The following is a 4,120-nucleotide window of genomic DNA, read 5'->3' as shown; positions in this document are numbered from 1 at the left end:
CTCCTGGGCCATCGCGCTGCCGGCCGACAGGATGACGGATGCGACCAACGCCGCCAACAAACCAGTTCTCGACAACAGCTTCTTCCTTGTTCTCACAGCGGCCTGCCGCCTTCTATTTCCCGCCGCCGCATCAGATATTGTCACTGCACATAGCCGACAGGCTGGCCGGTGACGGGGTGCGCGAACACGCCCATCTCCACACCGAAAATGCCTTTCAGCACATCGCTACGCATGATTTCGCCTGGCGTGCCGCGCGTCAGCAGCTTGCCGTCCTTGAGCGCGATCAGTTCGTCGCAGTAGCGCGCCGCCATGTTGGGATCGTGCAGCACGACGACGACACATAGGTCGCGTTTGCGGCTGAGCTCCTTGACCAGCCCGAGCACCTCGACCTGATGGGCGATGTCGAGTGCCGAAATCGGCTCGTCGAGCAGCATGACGCCGGCGTTCTGCGCCACCAGCATGGCGAGCCAGGCGCGCTGGCGCTCGCCGCCCGACAATTCGTCCACCAGCCGGTCGGCAAAACCCTCCATATCGGTCAGGGCCAGCGCCTCCTCGACATGCTGCCTGTCCTCGGCGCGGAAACGGCCAAGCGCGCCATGCCAGGGATAGCGCCCGAGCGTCGCCAGTTCGCGCACGGTCAGGCCGGTCGCCGCAGGCGTCGTCTGCGGCAGATAGGCAAGCGCGCGGGCAAATTCGCGGGCACCCCATTGCGGCAACGGACGTCTGGCGAAAGTGATGGCGCCTGAACTCGTCGGCTGCTGGCGCGCCATGAGCTTGATAAGCGTCGACTTGCCCGAACCATTGTGGCCGATCAGCCCATAGACGCGCGAGCGCTCCAGTTCGAGCGAGACCGGACCGAGCAGCGTCCGCTCGCCGACGGCAAAGCGCACCGCGTCGATATGGAAGGCAGTCTGGGCATCAATTCCAGCCATGCTCATGGCTTTTCTCCAGTGCGGCCGCCCGCATTTCCAGATTCCGGCATTTCGACGGGTCGTGCCCGGTTGACTATGAAACATGACCTTACTAGTCAACATTGAAGATGACTGCAACGATCAACAAATCGTCGCGACCGGCAATATCGGCACGAAAATTTGGAAACAGGGGGCGCAAAGGATGATTTCAGGACATGGACCGATTTGGCGGAACCGGATAGCGCGCAAGCGCCTGCTGATCGCAACGGTGTCGCTGCCGGCCCTGCTTGGCTGCGGCCATGCACTGGCCCAGGAGACGGTCACCACCACCCTAGACCCGATCAAAGTCCAGGAACGTGTCGAAAGCGCTTTCGGGCCGGTCAAGGGCTACGTTGCCACAAAGGGCTCCACCGGCAGCAAGACCGACACGCCGCTGATCGAGACGCCGCAATCGATATCGGTCATCACCAGGGACCAGATGGAAGCGCAGGCCGTCGACAGCCTGAACAGCGCGTTGCGCTACACACCCGGCGCCACCGGCAATCTCTACGGCACCGACAATCGCGGCCTCGGCCTGCAGTTGCGCGGCATTTCGAACGCCAGCGGCGTCTTCTACAGGGACGGGCTGCAGCTCAAGGAGAGCAATTTCACCCTGTTCACCGCACTCGATTCCTATGGCGCGGAACGCTACGAGGTGCTGCGCGGACCGGCGTCGGTACTTTATGGCCAGGCAAGCCCCGGCGGCATCATCAACTATGTCAGCAAGCGGCCAACCGAGGAAAACCTGCGCGAGGTCGAATTCGGTGGTGGCAGCTTCAACCGGTATGAAGGCAAGTTCGACTTCAGCGGTGCCGTGAACGCCGACAAGTCGCTGCTGTTTCGCCTCACCGGCGCCGCTCACATGGGCGACACGCAGACCGACTTCGTCAAGGACGACCGCATCTTCATCGCGCCGGCGATCACCTGGCAGCCCGATGCCGACACCAGCCTGACCATCCTCGCCAACTATCAGCGCGATCGCTCGGGCTGGGCGATGCAGTATCTGCCTGCCTACGGCACGGTCATACCGGGCAAGGACGGCAAGTACCTGCCGAACAGCATGTTCGTCGGCGAACCCGGCTTCGACTCCTACAACAACGACCAGGCCTCGATCGGCTACGAATTCGATCACCGTTTCAACGAAACCTGGCAGGTTCGACAGCATGCCCGCTACGTCCACCTTACCCACACCGAGGAAGGCGTCTTTGGTGGCGGACTGACGGACTCGAACGGCCTGGAACCTTCAAGCGGCGACTACTACCGTTATGCAGATGCCGGCGGCACCAAACTCAGCGGCGTCACCATCGACAACCAGGCACAAGCCGATTTCGACACCGGGCCGCTCGCCCACACGCTGCTCGTCGGCCTCGACTACAAACGCTATACTTACCGCGACTATGCCTCGGAAGGGACCGTCGAGGACGGTTTCAACGTCTTCGATCCGGTTTACGGGTACCCGATCACCGATCTGACGCCCTACACCGATACCGACACCACCCAGCAGCAAGTCGGTCTCTATGCGCAGGACCAGGTAAAGCTCGGCAACTGGCGGCTGACCCTTGGCGGCCGCCAGGATTGGTCGGACGCCAAGGTCTACGACAATCTGGCCGGCGGCTACATTCCCGAGCAGAAGGACAACGCCTTCACCAGCCGGGCGGGGCTCGTCTATCTCGCCGACAACGGGCTTGCGCCCTATGTCAGCTACTCCGAATCGTTCCAGCCCGTGGCCGGCGCCGACAGCGACGGCAATCTGTTCGTGCCCGAGACCGGCAGGCAGTACGAGATCGGGCTGAAATACCAGCCGACCGGGTGGAATTCCTTCATTACGGCATCGGTTTTCGACCTGACCCGACAGAATGTCGTGCGCTATGGCAATGAGGGCCGGCCCGACGACATGTTCCAGACCGGCAAGATCCGCTCGCGCGGCGTCGAACTCGAGGCCGTTGCCAGCCTCGATTCCGGCTTCGACCTGAGAGCGGCCTACACCTATCTCGACACCAGGATCACCAAGGCGACTTCTGTTGTTGATGATAATGGGAGTTCGATCAGCAATGAAGGCAATACGCCCTTCGGCGTGCCGAAGCATTCCGCGTCGCTGTGGGCGAATTACACCTTCGGCAGCGGCCGCCTGGAGGGCCTGGGGCTGGGCGCCGGTGTCCGCTATGTCGGCTCGACCTATGGCGACGACGCCAACAGCTTCAAGGTCCCATCGGTCGTGCTTGCCGACGCGGCGGTGCATTACACCTGGCAGAACGCCACGCTCAGCCTCAATGCCAGCAATCTGTTGGACAAACGCTATGTCGCCTCCTGTTTCTCTTCGGGCTTCGGCTGCTTCTACGGCGAAGGCCGCAGGATCAACGGTTCGGTGAAATACACATGGTAAAAGCAATGTGGCGGGCCGGCCCAAAATGGCGGCGCTGACACGGCGCCAGTATCTTGCCGGCCTCGCCGCGACCGGCCTCGCTTTGCCGGGCGGCATGGCACGCGCGGCACCTGCCCGCGTCGTCTGCCTGGAATGGACATCGGCCGAACTGGTGGTCTCGCTCGGCCTGTCGCCGCTCGCCGTCGGCGACACCAGGGGTTATGGCGACTGGGTGCAGGGCCCGGCGCTGCCGCAGGCCACCATCGACCTGGGATCGCGCAGCGAGCCCAATATCGAACTGCTTCGGGAGTTGCGGCCCGACCTGATCGTCGGCGCCTATGGCTATGGCTTGGACGAGAACAGCTTCACCAGATTGGCGCCGACCTTCAACGTGCCGTTCTACAGCGGCAAGGCTCCACCTTACGCGCAGGCGCAACAGGTGACGCTGCAGCTTGGCGACATGCTTGGCCGCAGGACGGAAGCAGAAAACCTTGTCGGGCGCACCGAAGCCTCGATCGCCCAAGCGCGTGCCAGGCTGGAGCGGGCGGTGCAAAAACCGGTCTGCGTCGTCAGCATGTTCGACGATCGCCATGTCCGCGTCTACGGCGCCGGCAGCCTGCTGCAGGATGTCCTCGACCGGCTCGGCCTCGTCAACGCCTGGACCGGCGCCACCAATGAATGGGGTTTTTCGACGGTCGGCATCGAGGAACTGGTCGCCGTCGGCGAGGCGCAACTGATCTCGCTCGATCCGATCCCGCCGCACGTCAGGATCAGGATTGCCCGCAGCTCGCTCTGGGCCAATCTGCCC

The 4,120-nt window shown here is 63.1% G+C and carries 3 protein-coding genes; 2 read left to right on the top strand and 1 reads right to left on the bottom strand.

The genetic code is table 11. The features are described from left to right. Nucleotides 1–140: 140 nt before the first annotated feature. Nucleotides 141–932 carry an ATP-binding cassette domain-containing protein gene (locus EN964_RS27220; RefSeq protein WP_164748715.1) on the bottom strand — a complete coding sequence of 264 codons (792 nt, stop codon included), beginning with the start codon at nt 930–932 and terminating at the stop codon, nt 141–143. 181 nt (nt 933–1,113) lie between these two features. On the opposite strand from EN964_RS27220, the gene EN964_RS27215 reads away from it, so the two are divergent. Further along, nucleotides 1,114–3,333 carry a TonB-dependent siderophore receptor gene (locus tag EN964_RS27215; protein ID WP_127270619.1) on the top strand — a complete coding sequence of 740 codons (2,220 nt, stop codon included), beginning with the start codon at nt 1,114–1,116 and terminating at the stop codon, nt 3,331–3,333. 25 nt (nt 3,334–3,358) lie between these two features. Further along, a partial coding sequence (locus tag EN964_RS27210; protein ID WP_127276965.1) for an ABC transporter substrate-binding protein occupies nt 3,359–4,120 on the top strand: 762 nt, incomplete at its 3' end.

Origin of the sequence: Mesorhizobium sp. M7A.F.Ca.CA.001.10.2.1, from assembly GCF_003998575.1 — a bacterium.
In the GTDB taxonomy this organism is placed as follows: domain Bacteria; phylum Pseudomonadota; class Alphaproteobacteria; order Rhizobiales; family Rhizobiaceae; genus Mesorhizobium.
This window is presented reverse-complemented; position numbering and strand designations above follow the sequence as displayed.